General features: G+C 44.6%; 17 protein-coding genes. 11 read left to right on the forward strand and 6 right to left on the reverse strand.

Annotated elements, in window-relative coordinates:
• Nucleotides 1-125 precede the first annotated feature (125 nt).
• From FDP09_RS18765 to FDP09_RS18780, 4 genes are all read right to left on the reverse strand, one after another.
• Nucleotides 126-1,775 carry a SulP family inorganic anion transporter gene (locus tag FDP09_RS18765; RefSeq protein ID WP_137404125.1) on the reverse strand — a complete coding sequence of 550 codons (1,650 nt, stop codon included), beginning with the start codon at nt 1,773-1,775 and terminating at the stop codon, nt 126-128.
• A 132-nt stretch (nt 1,776-1,907) separates the two neighbouring features.
• Nucleotides 1,908-2,237: a hypothetical protein gene (locus FDP09_RS18770; RefSeq protein WP_229683467.1), complete on the reverse strand. Its 330-nt coding sequence runs from the start codon at nt 2,235-2,237 to the stop codon at nt 1,908-1,910.
• A 351-nt stretch (nt 2,238-2,588) separates the two neighbouring features.
• Complete coding sequence (locus FDP09_RS18775) at nt 2,589-3,485, reverse strand: aldo/keto reductase (protein ID WP_137404126.1); 897 nt, start codon at nt 3,483-3,485, stop codon at nt 2,589-2,591.
• A 15-nt stretch (nt 3,486-3,500) separates the two neighbouring features.
• A complete protein-coding gene (locus FDP09_RS18780) occupies nt 3,501-4,487 on the reverse strand; it encodes an aldo/keto reductase (RefSeq protein WP_137404127.1) in 987 nt (328 codons plus the stop codon).
• A 176-nt stretch (nt 4,488-4,663) separates the two neighbouring features.
• Here FDP09_RS18780 and FDP09_RS18785 point away from each other — a divergent pair, with 176 nt between their 5' ends.
• The gene (locus FDP09_RS18785) at nt 4,664-5,056 is read left to right on the forward strand and encodes a Dabb family protein (RefSeq protein ID WP_137404128.1); all 393 of its coding nucleotides are present in this window, start codon (nt 4,664-4,666) and stop codon (nt 5,054-5,056) included.
• A 53-nt stretch (nt 5,057-5,109) separates the two neighbouring features.
• Entirely contained in the window at nt 5,110-7,833 is a 2,724-nt protein-coding gene (locus FDP09_RS18790) for a tetratricopeptide repeat-containing hybrid sensor histidine kinase/response regulator (protein ID WP_137404129.1), read from the forward strand.
• 373 nt (nt 7,834-8,206) lie between these two features.
• On the opposite strand, the gene hslV is transcribed toward FDP09_RS18790, so the two are convergent.
• On the reverse strand, nt 8,207-8,749 hold the full coding sequence (gene hslV / locus FDP09_RS18795) for an ATP-dependent protease subunit HslV (RefSeq protein WP_137404130.1): 543 nt from the start codon (nt 8,747-8,749) through the stop codon (nt 8,207-8,209).
• A 297-nt stretch (nt 8,750-9,046) separates the two neighbouring features.
• Nucleotides 9,047-10,726, reverse strand: coding sequence for a pyruvate dehydrogenase complex dihydrolipoamide acetyltransferase (locus tag FDP09_RS18800; RefSeq protein ID WP_137404131.1), 1,680 nt, complete (start codon nt 10,724-10,726; stop codon nt 9,047-9,049).
• 123 nt (nt 10,727-10,849) lie between these two features.
• Between FDP09_RS18800 and FDP09_RS18805 the strand changes: the two genes are divergently transcribed.
• From FDP09_RS18805 to FDP09_RS18845, 9 genes are all read left to right on the forward strand, one after another.
• Nucleotides 10,850-11,809, forward strand: coding sequence for a YheT family hydrolase (locus FDP09_RS18805; protein WP_137405093.1), 960 nt, complete (start codon nt 10,850-10,852; stop codon nt 11,807-11,809).
• 26 nt (nt 11,810-11,835) lie between these two features.
• Nucleotides 11,836-12,534 (forward strand): SOS response-associated peptidase, encoded by a 699-nt coding sequence (locus tag FDP09_RS18810; protein WP_137404132.1) that lies wholly within the window; start codon nt 11,836-11,838, stop codon nt 12,532-12,534.
• A gap of 201 nt (nt 12,535-12,735) precedes the next feature.
• Entirely contained in the window at nt 12,736-13,734 is a 999-nt protein-coding gene (locus FDP09_RS18815; protein WP_137404133.1) for a 3-oxoacyl-ACP synthase III family protein, read from the forward strand.
• Between the two features lie 10 nt (nt 13,735-13,744).
• Entirely contained in the window at nt 13,745-14,314 is a 570-nt protein-coding gene (locus FDP09_RS18820) for a hypothetical protein (protein WP_137404134.1), read from the forward strand.
• 100 nt (nt 14,315-14,414) lie between these two features.
• Nucleotides 14,415-16,001, forward strand: a complete 1,587-nt coding sequence (locus FDP09_RS18825; protein ID WP_187328711.1) for a toxin-antitoxin system YwqK family antitoxin — start codon at nt 14,415-14,417, stop codon at nt 15,999-16,001.
• Nucleotides 16,002-16,503: 502 nt separating this feature from the next.
• Complete coding sequence (locus tag FDP09_RS18830) at nt 16,504-17,742, forward strand: ROK family transcriptional regulator (RefSeq protein ID WP_137404135.1); 1,239 nt, start codon at nt 16,504-16,506, stop codon at nt 17,740-17,742.
• A gap of 72 nt (nt 17,743-17,814) precedes the next feature.
• Complete coding sequence (locus tag FDP09_RS18835) at nt 17,815-20,142, forward strand: PIG-L family deacetylase (RefSeq protein ID WP_137404136.1); 2,328 nt, start codon at nt 17,815-17,817, stop codon at nt 20,140-20,142.
• A gap of 90 nt (nt 20,143-20,232) precedes the next feature.
• A complete protein-coding gene (locus FDP09_RS18840; protein ID WP_137404137.1) occupies nt 20,233-21,108 on the forward strand; it encodes an ROK family protein in 876 nt (291 codons plus the stop codon).
• Nucleotides 21,109-21,868: 760 nt separating this feature from the next.
• A complete protein-coding gene (locus FDP09_RS18845) occupies nt 21,869-25,174 on the forward strand; it encodes a VCBS repeat-containing protein (RefSeq protein WP_137404138.1) in 3,306 nt (1,101 codons plus the stop codon).
• Nucleotides 25,175-25,179: the final 5 nt, after the last annotated feature.

Consider the following 25,179-nt stretch of genomic DNA (forward strand, 5'->3'; position numbering starts at 1 on the left):
AGTAAATTATGATATTCCCGAAATATACGTTTATTGAATCTTTATAGAAAACTCCATTAAAAAGGAAGCCCATAGCTTCCTCTTTAATTTTTTACCTACAAGTAAGTAATTTCAACAGCACTAATTTAATTATTATTTCCGTTGATTAAATCAGAAATCACCTCACGATGCGAGGTTTTTCCCCTTCTTCTGTAGTTGATGATATTTTTATGCTCTGTGGACACATGATTGGATTCGTCCAGATCATTCTCAAGATTATAAGCATCCTTAAACCCGACCAACTTCACGGAGATTCCACGCTCTGGTGCCTGGATTTTCTTAAATTCCCGAATGAGTTCCAAGACATCATGCGCTACATAAACGGTATCAGAGGCATCGATTACCACCTTTGCCCCATCCGGGATGTGGTTCAGTGTCTGCTTGATCGCTGCCTTGTTTAAAAATGATACCTCTTGCGCCAAGTCCACGTGAATCACATCGCCATCTTGGTATCCTTCTTTATTGAAGTAATATACACGTCTGGCGTTTCCTCTTAGGATAAAGAACACACTGATTACAAGGCCCAAAGCCACTCCTTTCAGTAAGTCCAGGAACACCACACCGGTGAGCGTGGCAATAAACGGAATAAATTGATATTTCCCTTGGTTCCAGAAATATTTAAAAGTTGCCGGATTGGCCAATTTATATCCAATCATCAACAAGATTGCCGCCAACGTGGCCAATGGAATACGGTTTAACAAAAAAGGAATGGTCAATACACTGATCAATAGCAGAAAGCCATGGATTACAGCCGACATTTTGGATTTCGCTCCTGAATTGATATTAGCTGTGGACCTTACCACCACTGAGGTCATGGGCAATCCCCCTATCAGACCACTGATAATGTTCCCTACCCCTTGGGCCTTCAATTCCACGTTTGTATTCGTCACCCGCTTCAGGGGATCCATGCGATCAGTGGCTTCAATACAAAGGAGTGTCTCGATGGATGCCACCACCGCTATGGTCGCTGCCACAATCCAAACTTCAGGATTGCCGATTTCAGAAAATTGGGGCATGGTGATCAGCCCTTTAAATTCTTCTGGAGTCGTCGGTACCGGAAGGTTTACCATGTATTTGTCTCCGATGGCCAAGGCACTTCCACTCATGATGAAGAGTTCATTTACCAACACACCTGCCAATACCGCCACAAGGGCTGGAGGTACCAGTTTAAGTTTCTTCAGGGCAGGGACATTTCCCCAAGCAATCAAAATAAATAGCGAAATGGCTGTCACCATGACTACGCCCATTTTTACATCCATAAAAGAAGCCGCTAAACCCGTGAAAATCTCCAGTCCAGAACCGACTTCTGCATCGGATCCCAGTGCCACTGGAACTTGCTTAAGAAAAATGATCACACCAATACCGGCCAGCATGCCTGTAATGACATTACTTGGGATGTAATTGGATATACTGCCAGCCTTGAGAAAACCGAGGGTGAGCTGTATCAAGCCCGATAAAACCACCGCAACCAAGAAAATCTGGAAACCTCCCAAATCCTGAATCGCCACGATCACTATCGCCGTCAATCCTGCAGCAGGTCCTGACACACTCACATGGGACTGGCTGAGCAGTCCTACCACAATCCCGCCTACAATTCCTGTTATAATCCCCGAAAACAGCGGAGCGCCTGAAGCCAAGGCTATCCCCAAACATAGCGGAAGGGCCACTAGGAATACCACCAAGCCTGATGGAATATCTGATCTAAGGTTCGCAAAGAGATTTTTCACCTTTGTCATAAAGTTTATTCGTTTTGATTTTTTTAGTAATCGATTGATGTGCGCCTATATAGAGCTCAGCACACTGCTGCCACGCATGATTGCAAACAGCTTGAGGCACGGAAATTCAGTACCTAAAGGAACGAGTAAAACTTAAGACAATTCGGGAGGTGGGCAAAATTGGTCGCCCATGACAAAGGCATAATCACTTTCCAAATGAAACCTTGGACTGATTTCTTCATCAGCCAAGATCATTGATAATGCCATCATTTCATTTCGCTTAAAAAATGTTGATTTTTCAGATTTGTGGTTTTCAGCATTTTCTTCCTCTTCCACCACAGAATAAAACATGGACACATCAGCCTTGGCATCTATAATCGTGACGACTATAGGTGTAAAGATAAACCCAGTGAACAATACCAAAAGCAGTATTGACAGGCTTTTCCTGATATGTTTTTTGTAGATATTCAAATTAGTTTGCAAAAACTACCATTAGTGTTTACGTCAAAAGTAGTTAAAAGTTTGGGGAATTAATAGTCTCAGGGAAGTTAAGCTTTGGTATTTTATAGCTATAATGGAATTTTTGGTAATAGCGGTCGCAATTCCCGCTTCGTTGGTTTTGATTTTCAATCGTTTACCAAAATAATCACTGATTAATCGCCATCTAATCAAAAAGCATATTAGTTTTCATCACAAACAACCTGAAACATGCTTTCCCAGGTTGTCTGTGATGACTCATGCTTTCCAAAACAATTCATCTGCCTAGATGCCGTTTATTTAAAAGCATCAAAAGGGCACAGCCAAATTCATGCTGCTCATTCCGCTAAAAATGACTCAGCGGTGCATTTCGTAGAAATTTGGCACCAAATCACTTTTAAGCTGTTCTATAATAGCATCCACATCCTCGCCAGCTTCCAGGGCTTCCAAGGTACTGAACAGTTGTTCGGACGTTCGCACCCCTGACACGATGGAGGCTACTGCTTTATGGGCCAGTGGATATTTGAGGGCCACTTGCTGCTGGGTTTTCATGTCTGGACAAAGGGCACTTATCTTGTTCTTTATTACATCGACTTCTTTTGCTGACCAATTAAGGTATTCTTTTGCTGGCTTGTCCAGCAGAAGCCCTTTTGCGTATCCACCCCTTACCAGCACACTGATCTGATGATTTTCCAACAAATCCAAAACTGATTCCTCTGGCCTTCTATCCAATAAACTGTACTGCATCATCACTCCCGCAATATTGGACTTTTCTACATACTGGCGAATGACGTTTGGCCGGATGGAAGAGATCCCATACTCCCTTATTTTCCCTTGCTCCTTGAGCAATTCGAATGCCTCGATGGTTTCATCTATCGGATCCTCTATTGTTCCTCCATGGAGCTGATAAAAGTCAATAAAATCAGTTTGCAGTCGCTTTAAGCTCTCTTCGACTGCCTTCAAGATATAGGATTTTCTTGGGTTCCAATCCCATCCACTGCCATCAGCCCGGAGCTCATTTCCCACTTTAGTGGCCAATACTATATCATGGCGCATGCCTTTCAACGCTTCCCCCACTACTTTCTCATTTTCGCCTGCATCGTACAAGTCGGCCGTATCAAAATAATTGATACCGTGTTCGATCGCTTGATGGATCAATTGTGTATTTTCTTTTTTGCTGCCCTTGAGCGACATACAGCCAAAAGAAACTTCACTGACCTTGATAGTTGATTTCCCTAGTTGGTTATAGTGCATAAATTTTTGTTTTAATTACCACAAATGATGTACATCTGCTTTGATGTACTTTTCATAGACCGACTTTACAGCTTCTAATTGTTCATTGGTCACGGCTGGGAGTGCCGAAGAGAGTAGGTTTGCCTTGATCTGGGAAGGTCGGGAGGCTCCTGGAATTACGGTACTCACTTCCTCAAACATCAGAATCCACCGAAGGGCCCATGCCGCCAATGATGCTTTCTCCCCAAAAATCCCCTTGAGTTCTTCCACTGCATCCAATCCTTTTTCAAAATCGACGCCCGAGAAGGTTTCGCCTTTGTCAAAGGCCTGGCCGTCCCTATTGAAATGACGATGGTCATTTGGGTCAAATTCCCTATCTCGACTCATTTTTCCACTCAGCAGACCACTTGCCAAGGGAACCCTTACAATGATGCCGACATCTTTTGCGCTGGCTTTCCCAAAAAAAGTTTCGGCTGGTTTTTGGCGAAACATATTGAAAATGATCTGCACTGTTTGCACATTTGGGTAGTTTAGCGCCAGCTGCGCTTCCTCCACTTTTTCTACACTAACTCCCAAATGCTTGATCTTTCCTTCTTCTTTCAGTCGATCAAAAAGCTCAAAAATATCATCACGCTCGTACACCGCTGTCGGCGGGCAATGCAACTGTATCAAATCCAACGACTCGATGCCGATATTTTTCAGACTGGCTTCCACATATTTTCTAAGCACCTCAGGAGTATATCCTTCACTTACATGAGGATTGATCTGCCGCCCACATTTACTGGCCACATAGATCTGCTCTGATCGTTCTTTGAGCAGCCTGCCTACAGCGGCTTCACTCATCCCGTCATCATAGACATCCGCTGTATCTATAAAATTAACCCCGCCATCTATGGCTTCGTGCAGGATGTCAGCAGCGGCCTTTTCATCAAAGTTTCCTCCCCATCCTCCACCTACTTGCCAGGTACCTAGAGAGATCTCCGAAATCCTAATATCGGTACTTCCGAGTTTTCTGTAATTCATTTTACTGATATTTTATCCTTTTTTTATACATTAGCAAAGTAAAAGCGAATAAAATTCATTTATATAACTTGTAATCGCAATTAAATTTATTTATTGGACAATGCCCCAAAGATGTTTAAGTAATTCCTAAATAACCACCCATTTTTTCAATAATAATTTAAATAAGATAGAAAACTATGAAAACCAGAAGATCATTTCTAAATCGATTGGGATTAGTAGGAACCAGCTTGTTTCTACCACTGAGCACTCATGCCGCTCCTGCCAAAGACCTCTTGATCCACCAAGTTTACTTTTGGCTCAAAAACCCGGAAAAAGACATGAAGAGCTTCATCAAAGGCTGTGAAGACCTCATCAAAATAGATAGTATAAAAAAAGCCTATATCGGAAAACCTGCCGTTACTTCCAGAAGGGATGTCGTGGATCACTCTTTCCATGTTTCGCTCACGGTGCACTTCAAGACCATGGAAGATCATAATATCTACCAAATCCATGAAACCCACAAAAAATTTATCGCCAAGCACGAGGAGAAATGGGAAAAGGTCCAAGTCTATGACATGAAAGTCGAATAGCATTTCTCCCCCCTTCCACTTAATCTACTCGACAAACCCCGACAATAAAACTGATGAAACTATTTCGTTTCATATTGCTATTCCACCTCATCTTAATGATGCCTATCCTTAAGGCGATGCCTTATCAGGTAAGTTCGCCGCATTTGGCACTGTCCATGGAAGGTAAAATTGACAGCCTGAACAACTGGGCTGAAAAGAACATTGAAAAAGATACCAAAAGAGCCTTGGACAACTCCATAATCGCATTGGATCAGGCGAAAAAGATCAACTATAGCCTTGGGGAAGCTGAAAGTATGATCAATCTAGGATGGATTTATTTTAGGATGAACCAGTATGCAAAAGCTATAGAATATGCTTTTAAGGGTCACCAAAGCATTGTCCCACTGAACAATCAAAGGCTATTGGTAAAGTCACTGCTGAACATAGGGGCCATCTATAGCGGCGGTACTGAGCAACTGGATGAAGCATTGCGTTATTTTGAACAAGCTTATGAAAAGAGTAAGCCGCTCAACGACATTATGCTTACCGGTCGTGCCCTCAATAATATCGCTTGGATATTGACCCAAATGGGTGATTATAGTGAAGCTAGGGACCTGATCACGCCATACATTAAGAAAAACGAAAATCAATTCCTCACGTCATTTGCCCAAAGGACCTTGGGAGACATTAATGTAGCCGAAGGAGACACCACTGCGGCCATTGGCAACTATACAGCTTGCTACAATACCCTGAAGAACGAAAACGCTTACTACTTCACCACTGTCAGCGTCATTATCAGGTTATCGCGTCTCTATCTGGCAGGTGACCAGTATTACATGGCAAAACGCTACCTCGACAAAGGCAAAACGATCAGCATCAAAAATCAATACCGCGAGCACATGGTGGAGATCAACCAAATGTATGCGCAGTATTATGAAGCTATTGGCAACTGGCGCCAAGCCGTTAACTTCCACAAGCAAAACATCGTCCTGAAGGACAGCCTACATGATGAAATCAATGCCAAAAGCATGGGGAAGCTCGAAGCTCAGTTTGACTTTGACCAGCGTCTGGATGCCATCAATACCGAAATGGCGCTAAACGAAAAACTCATTAATGAAAAGCTGCAGCAACAGATCTTTAAGCGGAATATCTTTCTTATTGGGTTTATTCTCATGATTATCCTGGCCACATTTATCCTTTTCAGTACTTACAGGATCAGAAAGGCCAAACAACAGGCAGAATCCGCCAACCGGGCAAAATCGGACTTTATCAGCAGCATGAGCCATGAAATCCGAACTCCCCTAAACGGCGTTATCGGCTTCTCCGAACTGCTCAGCTCCACCACTTTGGACGCTAGCCAAAGGCAATATATCAACCTCATCAATCAATCGGCTAAGTCCTTGATGGAAATCGTCAATGATATACTGGATTTCTCCAAAATAGAAGCCGGCAAACTCGAAATTGAGAAGTCACCCACAGAGGTGTACGCTTTGGGTATGGAAGCCATTAACCTTATTGCTTTCCATGCCCATAAGAAACAACTCGAACTGATCCTGGATATCGATGAGGACATTCCCTTCTCGGTGATGGCCGACCAGCTCAGGCTAAAACAAATCCTCATAAACCTCCTGAGCAATGCCGTGAAGTTTACTTCCAAAGGAGAAATCACCCTTAAAATAGCCCATGTCCGATCGCTCCCTAACGGGGAGGCCACGATTCGTTTTAAGGTAATAGACACCGGAACGGGCATCAACAAAAAAAACCAAGCTAAGATCTTCCAGGCTTTTACCCAAGAAGATTCTTCTACTAGCCGAAAGTTTGGTGGAACAGGACTCGGACTGGCCATTTCAAAAAAACTGCTGGAGATGATGGATAGCGATATCAACTTGGAAAGCGAAATGGAAAAGGGCAGTTCTTTTTGGTTTGACCTGGACCTTGTCGTCCTAAAGAAAAAATCTGACGCAAAAGCTCCGCAAATCCTAAAGGGCCGAAAAACACTTATCATCGACGATAATAACAGCCACCGTCAGGTTATCAGCACAATCATACAAAAACTAAACGGTTCCGTTGAACTGGCCAAAAATGAGCAAGAAGCCTATGAGTTATTGGAAAAGCAAGGCCCGTTTGACCTTATTCTCATCAATCAAAACCTCTTTAGCATTGACGGCATTTCCTTGATCAAAAAGTTAAAAGAACAAACCGATATCCCTGCCACTTCCAAGGTAATATTGATGCACAACGCATTTGTACGGGACATCACCCTTCCAGAAAGCATTGATGCATTTCTTATTAAGCCATTCAAAAAGCCGGATTTTCTCCAAATTGTCCAGAAATTGTTTAACACGGAAGAAGCCCATACAACTGGCCTTCCATTCCTGAACCAGCCACATGAAATGGAAGAACTGAAAACAATTTCTCCAACGTTTCTGATTGCCGAGGACAACATGGTAAACATGATCCTGACCAAAAAACTACTCCGATCCTTAGTGCCAAATTCTGCTATTTTAGAAGCCAAAAACGGAAAGCAAGCTGTAGAAGTATTCCAAAAAAACCATGTGGATATGATATTTATGGACATTCAAATGCCCATACTAAATGGGTATGAGGCCACTCAAATTATCCGTAGATTGGAAGGATCTGATAGACACACCCCTATCATTGCCCTGACGGCAGGAATTCTAAACAACGAAAAGCAAAAAAGCCAAACGGCAGGCTTGGATGATTTTACCGCCAAACCAATGGACAAGGAGGCCATCACCAAAATACTCCTCCACCACCTCACCCAAAAGGTAAGTTGATCCTAAATCTCTTTATTAATTGGGGCAATCATACCGCTCCTATGGCACATTGTGCCCGAGAGCTAGCCTTGGAGGGGAGGCACATCCATGCTAGAACTCAGGTAAATGTTATGAAAGGGGGACGAAGGAACCTCTTACCTGCCTCCCCTTTAATCGCATTTCCGATGATGGATTCAATTTAACCCGGATTATGCGTTGGGAATCGGAGTGAGAGCTGAAAGTGCAAGAAAATCAGTTAGTTTGGAGGCATTAGCGTAGCGGTGCTACGCTAATGCCGAAAACAAAAGTGAAACGACTGATTTTGTCCGCCGCGGCGGATCAGGTCGCAACACCTGTGCGCCGTGGCGTAGATAGGCTAATGCATATTCCGGGTTTAACCAGTTACTTTTTCGATCACCAGGTTGTGGTTGGTATAGATGCAGATATCCGCAGCGATGTTAAGACTTTCCCTTACCATCTCTTCTGCAGAAAGCTGCGTCCCGAATTTCTTCAGCGCCCTGGCCGCTGATTGTGCATACATGCTTCCTGATCCTATCGTAGCGATCCCCATATCCGGCTCGATTACATCACCTGTACCGGAAATGATGAGGACATCTTCCGCATCCGCCACGATCATCATCGCTTCCAATTTGCTCAGCATCCTGTCTGTTCTCCATTCCTTGGCCAGTTCCACCGCGGCCCTTTTCATATTGTTTCCATAAGCTCCTAACTTCTCTTCGAATTTCTCCAATAGCGTAAAAGCATCCGCCGTAGAGCCTGCAAAACCGGTAACAATCTTACCTCCTTGCAGTTTTCGCACTTTATTGACACTGCTCTTGGCCACGGTATTTCCCAGAGTCGCTTGACCGTCTGCGCCGATGACTACTTCTCCGTTATGCTTAATGGCCACTACTGTGGTAGATCTTAGTTTTTCCATGATTTTTAATGTTGTATAGTTGAAAGGCTGTAATGTTTCGGGAGCCAAATGACAGCGTGGCAAAAGCCAAGTGAAATTCCAACATCACTCCCACTAATAACCTACCTACTGGTTTGTTTTACATTTCACCTTCAAGTAAATAATGTTTTTTTATCGTTCGTCTGGACAGGTTAACCTTGACACTCATGTTCATCCCAATTTGGCAAAAACCATACTAAAAGAAAAAGCCCTGTCAGGAATACACCGAACAGGACTTTTTGACATATTTTACCAGCATCAATGTGCTGTTAGGTTAGCTTAAATCAGGATTCTTACAGGATCTTCCAACAATCCTTTAAGCGTCTTGAGGAAACCAGATCCTACAGCTCCATCCACTACTCTATGGTCACATGACAAGGTTACTTTCATCACATTACCTACTTGCATCTGTCCGTCTTTCACGACTACTGTCTCCTTGATACCTCCCACGGCAAGGATACAAGCATCTGGCGGATTCACAATGGCTGTAAATTCTTCAATGCCAAACATTCCAAGGTTTGAAATGGTAAAGGTGTTTCCTTCCCAGTCTTTAGGCTGAAGCTCTTTGTTTTTGGCTTTTCCACCCAAGCTTTTGGCTTCTTGGGAGATCTGGCTTAGGGTCTTACTGTCAGCAAAACGAATCACTGGCACCAAAAGCCCTTCCTCTACAGCCACGGCCATACCGATGTGCACGTGGTCATTGTATCGGATCTTATCTCCTAGCCAGCTGGAATTTACTTTTGGATGTTGTTTCAGCGAAGCGGCTACCGCTTTGATCACCATATCGTTGAATGAGATCTTCACTGGGGCAATTTCATTCATGCTCTTCCGTGCTTCGATCGCCTTATCCATGTTGATCTCCATGGTCAGGTAGAAGTGCGGCGCACTGAACTTGCTCTCTGCCAATCGCTTGGCAATGGTTTTCCTCATTTGGGAAACCTTCTCCTCTGTGTAGGATTCCTGACCTACTGCTGCTGGAGCGGCCGCACCGGATTGGGCAGCAGCTTGTGCAGTGGCAGGGTCAAAACTCTCAACATCACGTTTGATGATTCGTCCGCCTTCGCCGGATCCTTTGACCAATGCAATATCCACTCCTTTGTCCTCTGCCAATTTCTTGGCCAAAGGAGAAGCTTTGATCCTTCCGGTATCAGTGGTACTGCTGGAAGAAGTGGTCTTTTGTGAAGCTTCTTCTTTCTTAGGTGCTGGCTTAGACGCTGCCTTAGGTTCTTCCTTCTTTTCTTCCTTGGCTGCAGGTTTCTCTTCGCCGCTGCCGCTACCACTGGACTTCTGCTCGTGTGCCTTCAGAAGTTTTTCATAATCGGCACCTTTTTCACCAATCACTGCAATGACGCCATCGATCGGCACACTATCTCCTTCCTCGACACCGATGTGCAGCAGCACACCGTCATCATATGACTCCAGCTCCATGGTCGCCTTATCGGTTTCCACTTCTGCCAGGATGTCACCTGACTTCACTTCGTCACCTACTTTTTTCAGCCAAGATGCAATCGTTCCCTCCTGCATGGTATCACTCATTTTGGGCATGGTGATCAAGTTGGCATTGACATCAGATGTATCGATTTCTTCGGCAGCACTACTCTCGCTGCTGCTTTCAGAAGTTGTCTCTTCTTTTTTCTCTTCCTTGGATTCTTCTTTATCAGCGCCTGAATCTCCAGAACCTCCACCTTCTACTTCTTTGAGCAGCTCATCGATGTCTTCACCTTTTTCACCGATAATGGCGATTACACCATTCACAGGGACAGCGTCTTTTTCCTCCACTCCAATGTGCAGCAACACTCCTTCATCATAAGACTCCAGCTCCATGGTGGCTTTGTCGGTTTCTACTTCTGCCAGGATATCCCCAGCTTTTACATCGTCTCCTACTTTCTTTAACCAAGCTGCGATCACCCCTTCTTCCATGGTGTCGCTCATTTTGGGCATTCTTATTACTTCGGCCATAAGTTTTCTATATCCTGTTCAATTTTACGCAAGTCAAAAATAGTTCTTAAAATATCTTTATTCAAATTTAATAATGGTAATTTCATGACTGCAAATCATGAAAACGTTTCGATTCTTTCTAAAATGCCTTTGATTACCAACACCACGTATTCCGGACCGTCTGTCCTGTTCAATGGTCATTTGCAAACCATCTTTCCCGCACTATTCCGAAAGCACCTTTCATTACCCTTTGATAGAGAAAGAATTACCACTCCTGATGGGGACTTTCTCGATCTGGATTGGTTATGCCAAGATAGTAAAAAACTTGTCATTATCTGTCATGGTCTGGAGGGGGACAGCAGAAGACCTTACATGCGGGGAATGGCCAAACATTTTTTTCAAAATAAATATGATGTCCTCACCTGGAACTTCCGAGGATGCAGTGGCGAACTCAATATCAGGCCTTTTTTCTATCATTCTGGCGCCACATATGACCTGCAGACGGTCATTGACCATGCTGAGGGAAAATATGCCCAAATCTATCTGATCGGCTTTAGCCTAGGAGGAAACCTCACTTTAAAATACCTCGGTGAGCCCCTTCCCAAAAGCTCGAAAATAAAAAAAGCCGTCGCCATATCCGCTCCACTTCACCTCAAAAGCAGTTGTACCAAAATCAGCAATAAGGAAAACCTGATCTATTCCAACCGCTTCTTAAAAACCCTCAAAGTAAAAGTTCGGCAGAAAGCACTTATGTTTCCTGATGAGCTATCCATAGAAGGGCTGTATAAAATAAAGACCCTCAAGGAATTTGACGATAAATTTACCGGCCCCATGCATGGCTTCAGGGATGCCGATCATTATTATGACCAATGCTCTTCACTTTACTTTTTGGATGGAATCACCATCCCTACGCTCATTCTAAATGCCAAAAATGATCCCTTCTTAAGCGAAAAATGCTTTCCCGTGGAGAAAGCCCATTCCTTGGAAAAAGTCTTTATGGAATTTCCTGAGATCGGCGGACATGTCGGCTTCACACCCCGAAAAAGAAAAGAAATCTACTGGTCTGAAAACCGGGCATTTGAATTTATCGATTCCGATGACTAATTTACCAAAAACTCCCACTGACCACCATGTGTGAACGATACTCTTTAGCCACGACCAAACAAGATTTGGAAAACAGATTTGAAGCAGAGATGTTGGATAATTTCCAACCCCGGTATAACATTGCCCCTACGCAGCTTCTGCCCTTGATCACTTCGGATAGTCCACGGGGATTTTCACATTTTTATTGGGGAGTGACTCCGGAATTTTCCAAAAACAAACCTGTTTCCCTCAAATACATTAACACAAAAGCAGAAACGGTCCACCTGAAAGCTTCCAGCAAATCAGCCTTCCAAAGAAGGAGGTGTATCATACCCGCCGACGGCTATTACATGTGGAAAAAAGTGGGCAAGAAAACCAAAATCCCCTACCGCATCACTTTCCATGACCGCCGGCTGTTTAGCTTTGCAGGAATATGGGAGGAATTTGAAAACGAATCCGGCAAGGTAAACCACACTTTTTCCTTACTTACCACAGAAGCGGATGCCATGCATCAGGATTTTGGTGACCGGATGCCGGTAATATTAGGACGGGAGCAAGAAAAAATCTGGCTGGACAAATTCAAAGGGATGGACCAGCTGCTGGCTACATTGCACGGTCCGGAAGCCGATAGTATGACCGCTTACACCGTCTCCCAAATGGTCAATCAAATCAGTGTGGACGCTGAATTCCTCCTCAAAAAAACAGGGCCAATGGACCAGTTTGGCAATTATACGCTGTTTGGTTAACCGGCCAAATCATTTGGATCCGGTTAGCTTTTCCTTGTGTTTGTTTCTATCCTGCTTAGGTGCTCTCCCTAAACCTGGCGGCACCCGATAATTTAAATTCTTCATGAAATTTTGCTAAAGATGGTGCATATTTGTACTCACTGCTGCGATAAAAGATGGTATATAAAAAAGACTTATGGTAGCTATTAACCAGAATTGATCATGAAAAAATCCAAAATAATCGGTGTAGGTCATTATGTTCCCGAAAATATCGTCACCAATGACGATCTCACCAAGATGATGGACACCAACGACCAATGGATCACCGAAAGGACAGGAATCAAGGAAAGGCGATGGTTTACACCTGGGGTGGACACAGTGGCCAACATGTCCACCAAAGCCACCATAATGGCTGCCAAACGTGCAGGCATCGACCTTAAAGACATTGACTTCATCATTTTTGCGACCAGCACACCCGATTATTTTGCTCCCGGCAATGGTGTATTGCTGCAGCGGGAACTGGGCCTTCAGGGCATCGGTGCCTTGGATATCAGAAATGCTTGTTCTGGCTTTATATACGGGCTTTCGGTCGCGGATCAGTTTATCAAAACGGGCATGTACAAGACCATCTTACTGGTCGGTGCCGAAATCCAATCCTCCGCACTGGACAAAAGTACCGCTGGAAGATCCAATGCAGTCATCTTTGCCGATGGTGCTGGCGCGGCGATCATACAAGCCGCCGAGGGCGATCATCAAGGAATCCTCTCCAGCCACCTGCATGCCGACGGTGACTATGCAGAGGAACTGTACCTAAAAGATCCCGGCAGTAGCCGTGAGGTGAGACTTTCACCAGAAATGGTAGATCATGACAGTTTTAGAATGCAGATGAATGGCAATGTGGTCTTCAAACATGCCGTGGTACGCTTTCATGAAGTCATTCAGGAAGCCCTTGCCGCCAATCATAAAACGGTCGATGAGCTGGATCTCCTCATCCCTCATCAGGCAAACTTGAGAATTAGCCAATTTATACAACAAAAATTTGGCTTGCCGGACGAAAAAGTATTCAATAACATCCAACATTATGGCAATACAACTGCCGCCACCATTCCACTTGCCATGAGCGATGCTTGGGAGCAAGGTAAGATCAAAGAAGGTGATCTATTATGTCTGGCGGCATTTGGAAGTGGTTTTGCCTGGGGATCGGTATTGCTCTACTGGTAAACGAACGATCATGGAAGAGAAAGCGATCAACACTAATATACTTCAAGACGAAAAACTGTTTTTTGCCATCCACCGGCTCAAAGCGCAATTCGTCTCGCTGTTTTCTGCAATTGCCAACTACATCCCCGACCAAGAACTGGCGATCTTCCATCCCCACCCCAAAGGCAAAAAAATCACCAAAGGCAACGAATTGCAACATTGTCCTTACCAAGTGCTGGACCTGGTGAGGAATTTTGACAAAAAAGAAGGGCTTAACATACGCTTTCTCAACTGGTGGGGACATGGACTCTTTATCCTGGTGTTCTTTGGTAGCGACCAGCTGCCAAAATCACATGTTTTTAAAAACTATACCGACCATGGATTTGAGGCCTGCCTTACGGGTTCTCCCTGGGATTATACCGGTATCGTGAAGCATCACCGACACACCTCGTCCCTCCTTTACGACGATCTTCCCCATCATGTCAAACGATTCCGCCACCTGCAATTGGTAAAGCATATCCCTTTTCATACCGACATCGAAAAGCTTCATGAACACATTATCGCTGAATGGCATGCCATGAAGAAGTTTCACCATGTCTAATCGTTATTTTTGAAGAATTAATTCTAATTTAGAAACAAGAAAAGAACAGAAAACGTAAACCCCTCATACAAAAACCGATCAGAAACGCCTTATAACGCTAATGAAATATCTTTTTATAATATGTTGTCTTTTGGCGAGTACCACCCTGACCTATTCGCAAAAAAAAGCTGTACAAATATACAATGCCGACTCATCAGTGGTAGCATCTGGTGTAGTCGTGGATGGCAAGATGGAAGGGTTATGGCAACTAAGCTCTCCCAAAACGGATAAACTGCTGGAGGAAGGCTATCTAAAAGCAGGAAAAAAAGATGGCACTTGGACCACTTACCATCCCAACGGCACCAAGCATATCGTGGCGGAGTACCGCAGCGGAAAACTCACAGGTCCCTTCAAGGAATTTGATAAAGAAGGCTACCTACTGGTAGATGCCACCTATAAGGACAGTGTATCTGTAGGAGAGTATAAGGAATATTATGGTGCAAGTGTAGCCCTTTATGGTTTTAACCCCTCCAAAAGGAGAAAACGAGAAGGCCAGTTCAAAAACGGAATGATCGATGGTGAATGGCTTTCTTATTACGAAAGTGGTCAGCTGGCCATTAAAAGCACCTACAAAGAAGGAGATCTCCACGGCCCTTACCTTGAGTATAGCCGTGAAGGCCAACTCGTCATTGAGGTCAATTATGTGGAAGGAGAACCCGACGGGACATTTACCCGCTACTCGATCGACAATGTGGTGGAGCAAACCGGTGAGTACAAAAACGGGAAGAAGACAGGCCGGTGGACGACCTATTTTCCCGGAACCAAAACAGTCTCTTCGGAGGAAGAATACGATAAAAACGGCCATAAAACTGGCACCTGGAAATATTATTATGAAAACCGAAGGCTAGCCAGGGTGGAACGCTACGAAAATGATATTCCAGTAGGCACTTGGGAAGAGTATTTCCCCAATAAAAACCTCGCCAAACGCAAAACCTATGAACTTGGAATGCCTGTTGGGGAATACCAAGAGAATCATGAAGATGGTGAAGCTTCCGTACGGGGGCAGTATTCCGGAGGAGTAAAAACAGGACTTTGGAAAAGCTATTACACCGACGGACAGCTTTATTCTATTGGTGAATACAAAAATGGAGTAAAAACAGGGCTTTGGAAATATTTCAATAAAATAGGCATCCTTATCGCAGAAGGTGAATATGAACTGGGCTCCGAACATGGCCAATGGTTCTATTATTATGACGGTGGCCAGCTCAAATCCGTCGGCAGCTACTTTTATGGATTTGAAGAAGGTACATGGGGGCTTTTCTATGACAATAAAAAACTCACCCAAGAAGAGTATTGGAGCAATGGCAGGCTGATGAACGTAAGCGAGTACCATTCCTATGATGGCAAAAACACCTTGGACAAAGGAACCCTTAAAGACGGTGAAGGCACCCGCTACACCTATTATGTCAATGGCACCAAGGAATCCGAAGGCACCTATGCGTTTGGCAAACAGACGGGAAAATGGACCTATTACCATGACAATGGAAAAATAGCTTCTTCCGGCAGCATGGAAGATGGCAATAAAGAAGGTCGATGGAACTACTACACCAGATCCGGCAAATTAGCGGAGATCATCACCTACAAGGATGATGAAATCGTTCCGGATAAACTCCCCGATCCAGACCTTCCCTTTCAAAATTTTGAATAGCAACGCACCACCGCGATTTATCATAGCTAAAAGACAACAACCCTGTTATTCAACTTTTCGGAGCAGGGTTTTGTACTTTTGGGTCGGGAATACGGATGACATAATCGGCACCCCGCAGCTGTATCCGATGGATGCAAACGGGGACTGTACGTCCATATACCACATACCTGAACCTGATACTTTACAAGTGTTCCGGGATGGATCATTGAGCAAAAGCCCCACTTTTCACTTGCCCCCATAAAACTAAAGTGGGCCTTCCCTTTTCCATTTGTTTTAATTTTCAAAATTTTCATTTTTCATTCCACACTTCGTTTACCAAGGACTTTTCTTCTTCGTTTTCCACTATTATTTGAGTACATTTCTTAACAATCTCTCCGATAAGAACGCGCACCAATCAATATTTTAACATAAACACATAAATCTTTTTTAATTTTTTTATAAAAGTATTTTTTATATTGAGGCATATTTTGTTTATTTGAATACCCTAATAAATAAAACACACATGAATTTAATCGATCCAAAAAAGAGCCTAGACGAAAAAGAAGGGGTAGTGGAAATCAAAAACTACCTCAACAAAATCAAGATCATTAAAAATCTCTATACCAATGGCAGCAACACTGCAAGCGAGATTTGTAATGAAGTGGGCATCAGTCTGCCTACGGTAAACTCATTACTGACTGATCTGATCAAGGCTGGAAAACTTGTCAAACAAGGCCGCGCAGAGTCGCAAGGTGGCCGAAAGCCAGACCTCTACAGGTTAGCGCAAGATTCCTTTTATGTCTTAGCACTTGATATTAGCAAGTTTGCGGTCCGTGCAGCCATCTATGACAGTGGCAACAAAGCGGTCACAGAAATCGGCACGTTCAAAATCACCTTAAACAATGAAAAGTCCACGTTTGACAAAATAGGTGATTTCATGGAAACCTATATGCAAGAGTCTGGGATTCCAAATGAAAAGATTATTGCGATTGGCATGTCCATGCCAGGCCTGGTGGACTCAGTAAATGGTGTAAACCACACCTACTTGAAATTTGGCAAGAAAAGCCTGGTCGAAAACTTCGAAGCACGTTTTGACAGAAAAGTATTCATAGAGAATGATGCCCGAGCCATGACATTGGCCGAATTCAAGTTTAGCCAGGATCAAAAATACAATAACGTACTCGGCATCTTCGTGGGCTGGGGAATTGGTCTTGGGATCATCATTGACGGAAAGCTCTACAGGGGTGGAGCAGGATTTGCAGGTGAATTCAGCCACTCCCCTATCTTCGAGTCCCGTGAGATCTCCTGTACCTGCGGCAAAAAAGGTTGCCTGGAAGCCGTGGCTTCCGGGACGGCCATGGTAAGGATGGCAGAGGAAGCCATCGAAAAAGATAGTGATTCCATCCTAAGCCGAATGGCCAGGGAGCGAGGAGAGGGCATTGATCCGTCCCTCATCGTCGATGCGGCGCTTGCAGGTGACCAAAGGGCCATCACCATCCTGTCTGACGTGGGGCTGGACTTGGGACGAGGGATTTCGATCCTCATCCAATTGCTCAATCCGGATTTGATCATCGTGGGTGGCAGCGTGGCAGAGGCACAGCAATACCTGATCACGCCGATCCAGCAGGCGCTGAACATCTTCAGCATGGCCAAGTCCCGTGAAAAGTCAGAGCTGACCCTGTACAAGCTGGGCAAGGAAGTAGGCCTATTGGGAGGCGTGGCCGTAGTAATAGAAAATATATTTGAAGATATCATAAACTGATCCCGGCAGCAGGAAACCTGTATGCCCAAGGATCATTTTGACCATAGCATTAACATAAAAAACAATTTTAATATGCTAAGCAACTATCCTTTATCGGAAGTAGAAGAATGTTTCTTAAAAGAGTCAGGCGTGAAGGAGATCACCACCAAGATCCCTTACCTGACTGTGGACAATTTCCCAAAGCTTGGGTTATTGACGGCATGTAGGTTCCTGGAGTGGGCTGCCCACAACCCTGACGGGGTGATCAGCTTACCAACTGGCAAAACTCCTGAGTTTTTCATCAAATGGACCCAATTTCTGCTTGAGAATTGGGATAGCAAAAAAGGCAAGCAAATCCGTGAACAGTATGGGATGAGCGATCTCAAAAAGCCGGTTCTTAAAGACTTGCATTTTGTACAGATCGATGAGTTTTATCCAATTTCCTCTTCCCAGCACAATAGCTTCTACCATTATGTAAACAAGTTTTACATTGATGGGTTTGGCCTGGATCCAGAAAAAGCATTGCTGATCAATTCCGATGATATTCCATTGGCCGAAGGCAAACACTTTTCTGAAATATTCCCAGACCTTAAGGTGGACCTTTCCCTTCGATTTAGAGAAGCCTCGAACAAACAAGAAAAACTGCAGCAGGAGTCTATCTTCCTGATCGACAAATGGTGCGGCGAATATGAGCAAAAAATCAGGGAAAAGGGCGGAATAGGCTTCTTCTTGGGCGGCATTGGCCCCGATGGACATATTGCTTTTAACACCAGGGGTTCTGACATTTTCTCCACTACAAGGCTGACAGAGACCAATTTCGAAACACAAGCCGTAGCGGCGGGTGACCTGGGAGGCATAGAGGTATCTGCCAACCGACTCGTCATCACCATCGGGCTAGACTCCATCGTGTACAATCCCGAAGCGGTGGGCATCATCATTGCCGCTGGCGAAGCCAAGGCACAGATCGTAAAAGATTCGTTGGAAACAGACCTGACCAATATCCACCCGGCCACGGTACTCCAAAAATTGAAAAATGGCCGTTTTTACCTGACCAAAGGTGGCGCTTCCAAACTGACTGACAGCATCAACAGCTATTACAAAACAGGCGAATGGACACAGGCCAAGACCGAAAAATCCATCCTTGAGCTATGTAAGAAGTTGGGCAAGTATGCCAGTAGGCTTAAATTGGAAGACCTCAAAAACGATCCATATACTTCACTTATTCCCAATCTTTCTGAAAAAACGGTAGCTTCTGTCATCCAAAGCACCATCGATAAGCTAAACAGGGGAATTGAGAAAGAAGAAAATGAAGTGCTTCTTCATACCGGACCTCACCACGATGATATTTCCTTGGGGATTTTGCCCCATATCACGAACCAACTGAGTGAGAAGACCAACGAAGCCCATTTCTCCGTATTGACTTCTGGCTTTACAGCAGTGACCAACACCTTTGTGATCGACACCTTGCTCTACACCAAGAAGCTGTTGGATGCAGACCAAATCCAAATGGTCAATTATGAGGACTTCTTTCAGACAGGCTATAAGCTAAAAATGGACAAGGATGTGTACCACTACCTTACCAATGTAGCATCAGAAGATCCTGAACAACAAAAAAGAGGACTTTGCCACCGTGTGGTAAGGGCTGTGGTAGAAGTATTTGAAGTCAAAAACAACCAAAAGCTTCGTGAGACCATTAATGATGTGATCAGCATCCTTAAGAATTCTTACGACGGCGAGAAAAACCCACCAAAAATCCAGAAACTGAAGGGCATGATCCGGGAGTTTGAGGAAGAATTGGTTTGGGCGCACTTTGGCGTGAAAGTAAGAAATGTACATCACCTGAGACTGGGCTTCTACACCGGAGATATATTCACCGAGCAGCCGGACAAGAAACGTGATGTGGAGCCGATCGTGGAGATGTTCCGCGAAATCAATCCAACCAAAATCAGCTTGACGCTGGACCCGGAAGGAAGCGGTCCCGACACCCACTACAAAGTACTTCAGGCAACTGCCGAAGCGGTAAGACAGTGGAGCAAAGAAAAAGACCTGAGTGATCTCCGCATCATCGGTTACAGAAACGTATGGTTTAAGTTTGAAGCGGCAGAATCCAATGTCATCGTACCGGTTTCATTGGGAGACCTCTCCGTTATGGAAGATTCATTTGCCAATTGCTACCTCAGCCAGGTGAATGCATCATTCCCAAGCTATGCCCACAATGGTAAATTCAGTACCATCGCCAAGCGTACATGGGTAAATCAACTGAACGACGTGCAGTTGCTGCTTGGAAAAGATTATTTCTATCAGCACGACATGGCTAAGGTAAGGGCAAGCCACGGCCTGATTTTCTTCAAGGACATGAATGTGGAAGAATTTATCGCCCATGCCAGAGAATTGGAAAAATCCATTGAAGGGATGATCTAAACTCAGGTATTAAACCTTGCGCCTGATAATTATTAAGGTATCCGTGGGCGTACCTGCCTGCGGATATCTTTGGTTTTTAAACGTAGATACATGAAAAAAAATCGGCTGATTCTGGGACTTGATATTGGAGGGACTTCTATCAATGCCGGTATTATGAAGGATGGGGAACTGATCGAAAAGCGAGAGATCTCCACACCTTCGCAAGAGCCCCAAGAAGTAATACTATCGACCATCGCTGACTTTATCGCTTCCTATTTTTCCCATGAGATAGATGGAATAGGCATAGGCATTCCCGGTTTGGTGGATGCTGATAAAGGCATCGTTTATAACCTAGAGAATATTCCTGCTTTCACCAAGGTAGCCCTTAAAGGTTACTTGGAAAAAGCACTTGACAAACCCGTCTATATCAATAACGATGCAAACTGTTTTGCCCTCGGTGAATATAAGTTTGGGGGAGCCAATAAGCACAGGCACATCGTGGGGATTACGTTAGGGACAGGGATCGGCACCGGTGTCATCACCAATGGTGAACTCTATCCGGGATTTCTGTGCGGAGCCGGTGAATGGGGAGGTGTGCCTTACCTGGACAGTAATTTTGAGAACTACTGCAGTAGTAAGTTCTTCAGGAAACTCCACCATACCACTGCAAAAAAGCTGGCCGCCAAAGCTGCCAGCGGAGATCAGGAAGCATTAGACCTGTTTTATGAATACGGTACACATATCGGAAATCTGATCAAGTATATACTGTTTACCTTTGCTCCTGAAGCAATTGTAATTGGTGGATCCATTAGAAAGGCATTTCCTTATTTCTCCAAGGGGATAGAGGAAACGGTAAAGACTTTTCCTTATGCTTCCATCAGTGAAAACCTGACCATTTACACCTCTTCGTTTGATGACTCGGCCATCATGGGAGCTGCTGCGCTGATGACAGAAGCAGAAGCCCACGTAGCCAATATCGTCAAATAAAAAAGCTGTCTCATCATTCCCCGAAATAACCTGAAAAAAACAGGCTGTTTCATAAGTGGATATATGAATGGGACAGCTTTTTCTCATTTTTATGACTGCTTTCCTATCTTTAAAAGATCCGCAAGGTTTTTTGGCCACGAAGACGCTAAGGCTCTAAGGTTTTTGGGAGCTGGTCCGTCGCTTACTTCCACCCACCTAATCCGAATTTGTATTGCGGATGACAGAGTATGGTATTTGTAATGACCTACATCACAATGTTTTTATCGCCACGAAGACACTAAGGCACTAAGATTTTTGGGACTGGTCCGTCGCTAACTCCCACCCACCTAATCCGAATTTGTATTGCGGATGACAGAGTATGGTATTTGTAATGACCTACATCACAATGTTTTTATCGCCACAAAGACGCTAAGGCACTAAGATTTTTTTTGGGGGGTGCCCTTGGATAGACAATACTTTTTTACCTGGATTTTAGCTGTTCGGGATTTGTGATCCCGAATCGGAATAATGGAAATTTAAAATGCCTCTAAGCCATTTGTGAGGAGCTCAACCATCAATAAGGATATAGATTTTCAACAACTTACATGTGCTAGCCTAACGGCTATGGCCGGTACGGAAGCCTTGATATGCCTCAGGTCCACCACGTTTAGTGTTTTGCAAGGACCGAACTGTTCTTTGCCCAAACCATTGAAATAACAAATTATCCTTTTATATTATACATGCTTAATTCACATAAATATTCAACCACTTACAATATAAAATGTTTGGAAAACGATATACGGCTATATTCCTTTTTATAACCCTTTTTTTAATTGGAAAAAACGTCCATGCACAGGACGTTCCCTATCCTGTTTTCTTTCAAGAAAAGAAGCCCAAAAAGAGTGGGATTGCATTCAAAAATGAAATCACAGAGGATGCACACCACAACATCCTGACCTACGAATACTTCTACAATGGTGGCGGTGTGGCAGTGGGTGATCTCGATAATGACGGGCTGGACGATATTTTCTTTACGGGAAACATGGTGGACAATGTCCTTTACCATAACGAAGGAAACTTCAATTTCAAGGATATCAGCAAGAAAGCCGGTATAAGGGGAAAGGACAGTTGGACCACTGGCGTCACCATGGCCGATATCAATGCTGATGGATTTTTGGACATCTACGTTTGCTATTCTGGAGATGGAGATGCCAAAAGCCGACAAAATGAGCTTTACATTAACAATGGTGATCTCAGTTTTTCAGAAAAGGCATCCCAATACGGCTTGGACGATGCCTCAAACAGTACCCAGGCACTTTTCTTTGATTTTGACAAGGATGGTGACCTGGACATGTTTTTACTCAATCATAACATTGAAGTCATTCATGAACTGGAGTTTGCAGCAGCCAAAACCGACCGTCATCCCACTGCAGGGGATCGTCTCTACAGAAATGACAGCGGCACTTTTACAGACATCAGTGAAGCTGCTGGCATCATCGGGAATTCACTGGGCTTCGGCCTGGGCATTATTGCTTCGGACATCAATGACGACGGCTGGCCTGACCTTTACATTTCAAATGATTATGTGGAGCATGATTACCTCTATATCAATAACCAAGACGGCACTTTTTCTGAAAAACTCGCCGAGAAACTACAACACATCAGTCATTTCAGCATGGGCCTGGACATTGCTGACATCAACAATGACGGCATGAAGGACATCTTCACCTTGGACATGTTACCAGAAGACAACAAACGCCAAAAGCTCCTCTATGGCCCGGAGAATTACGAACATTACGGATTGATGGTCTCAGAAGGCTTCCACCACCAAAATATGCGAAACATGCTGCAGGTAAATAACGGCAATAGCACCTTCAGTGAAATTGGCCAATTGGCGGGTATTTCCAATACAGATTGGAGTTGGTCTTCCCTTTTCTTTGATGCCAACAACGATGGATACAAAGACCTCTACATCACCAATGGCTACTACAGGGATTATACCAACCGTGATTTCCTCAAATACAAAGGGGATTATTATTTCCAAAAGGCCATCAATCGTGAAAAAGCAGACACGCTAGAACTGGTCACTTCCATGACTTCCACTCCCCTCCCCAATTACGCCTTCCAAAACAAGGGTGACTTGACCTTCAGGGACGTCTCTGAAGAATGGGGCCTGGCCAAGCACGGCTTCTCCAACGGGGCTGCTTATGCAGATCTCAACAACGATGGACGGCTAGATTTGGTGGTAAATAATCTAAACGACTTTGCCTCCATTTACCAAAACACCTCCAATCCTGGCACCAAAGGAAATTTCCTGAAGGTAACACTTAAAGGCGAAGGCAAGAACACCTACGGCATTGGCAGCCAAGTAACCGTTTTCACCGAACACCGTGCGCTGATACTCGAACAAATGCCTACAAGAGGCTTTCAGTCATCGATCAGCTATACCTTGCACTTTGGATTGGGGGGCAGTGAAAAAGTGGATTCTCTGCGGGTCTTGTGGCCTTCCGGCAAAACCCAAACCTTACAAGCGATCTCTGCTAACCAGACCATCCTGCTCTCTGAATCCCAGGCTACCCCAATGGAAAGCAGAAAAATGCCTCGCACAGTCGCGGCTTACTACGAATCAGCCCCATCTCCGGTACAATACCATCACAAGGAAAAAGGATACAATGACTTCAAGCGACAACCGCTTTTAACGGAAATGCCCAGTTACCTAGGCCCTAAGCTGGCCGCCACGAATGCGGTGGACGGTAGCACGCTATTATATATCGGAGGCACTAAAGGTAATCCTGGAAAACTTTTTAAAGCCGATACCACTGGCCACCTCACCCCCACATCCGCCATCGTAACAGGCGAAGAATATACAGACGCCGATGCCCTCTTTCTGGATGCCAATCAGGACGGCCATCCTGATCTGTACTTGGCCAGCGGCGGGTACCATAACTATACCCCCAAGGACGAGGCACTACAGGACCGACTTTACCTTAATGATGGCACAGGAAAGCTGCTCCAAAATCCGGAAGCATTGCCAAAAATGCTGACAAGCACAGCCGTGGTCAAGAGTGCCGATATCAACCAAGATGGATTTCCAGACCTGTTCGTAGGCGGGCGGATCGTCCCAGGAAAATACCCGGAGATTCCCAATAGCTACCTGCTTATAAATGACGGAACCGGAACATTTACCGACGCCACTTCTATCCTCGCCCCGGACATCAGCAATCTGGGAATGGTAACCGACGCGGCTTGGACAGACCTCAATGGCGATCGGTTCAGCGATCTTATCATTGTAGGTGAATGTATGTCCGTTCAGGTTTTTATCAACCAACATGGCAAACAACTGATCAACCAAACATCCCAATGGCTCGCGAGTTCACCTCATGGCCTCTGGAACAGCCTGGCCAAAGGCGATTTTGATGGGGACGGAGATGACGACCTGATCCTGGGAAATTACGGATTAAACTCACAACTGAAAGCCTCCAAAGAACATCCCATCACTTTGTACTATGGCGATTTTGACGAAAACGGTTCCATTGACCCGCTGATGGTGAGGTACGTGCAAGGCGAGGCCTATCCATTTGCTAGCCGCGATGAGCTGCTGGACCAGCTGTACGGCATGCGCAGCAAGTTTACCGATTATGAATCCTATTCCAAGGCGAAGATTGAGGACATTTTGACCAAGTCACAATTGGAATCGGCCGATAGACTTACCGTCAATGAACTCAAGACACTGTATCTTGAAAACACGGGCAACACCTTCACGATCCATTCCCTGCCGATTGAAGCGCAATTTGCGCCTGTTTACAGCATTGAGGTGATGGATTTTGATGAAAATGGAACATTGGATTTTATCCTTGGCGGAAACCAAACGTTTACCCGGCTTCGAATCGGTGCAATGGACGCGAATTATGGACAGGTGTTTTTGGGTGATGGCAACGGTCATTTCAGTTACTTGCCCCAAAACCAGTCTGGGCTCACCATCAAAGGGGATATCAAGTCCATCCTTCCCATTCGCTTGCCTGAAGGAGATTTTCTGCTTTTTGGCCTGAACAACCAAGGCATCGTGGCCTACAAAAAAGTAAAGTAAACTAC

It is taken from the genome of Echinicola rosea (genome assembly GCF_005281475.1).
In the GTDB taxonomy this organism is placed as follows: Bacteria; Bacteroidota; Bacteroidia; order Cytophagales; family Cyclobacteriaceae; genus Echinicola; species Echinicola rosea.